The sequence below is a fragment of the Endozoicomonas atrinae genome (genome assembly GCF_001647025.1).
In the GTDB taxonomy this organism is placed as follows: Bacteria; Pseudomonadota; Gammaproteobacteria; order Pseudomonadales; family Endozoicomonadaceae; genus Endozoicomonas; species Endozoicomonas atrinae.
In genome coordinates this window covers 1-241 of sequence record NZ_LUKQ02000957.1, presented here as the reverse complement: position 1 = coordinate 241, position 241 = coordinate 1, and the positions used below count along the sequence as shown (strand labels likewise).

1 protein-coding gene is annotated in these 241 nt (G+C 49.8%); it reads left to right on the top strand.

All coding sequences use genetic code 11. From position 1 onward, the window contains the following. Positions 1 to 241: hypothetical protein (locus AK963_RS34735; protein WP_175404854.1), on the top strand; the 241-nt coding region annotated here is incomplete at both ends.

The window sequence follows — 241 nt, the reverse complement described above, 5'->3', positions numbered from 1 at the left end:
ACTACAGCATTCAGTACTGAAACGGCCCCTGTTGGCATTCTGGTTAATGCGGTCAATGATGCGCCGGTGGTCAACACCAGTGCCAGCCTGAACCTGACGGCAATCAACGAAGACGATACCAACAGTGATGGCAACTATGTCTACCAGATCGCCCAGGGCAGTATCACTGACCCGGATGGTTATTTTGGTGATGATGAAATCGAAGCCATGGCCATTACCAGTGTTGATAACACTAACGGTA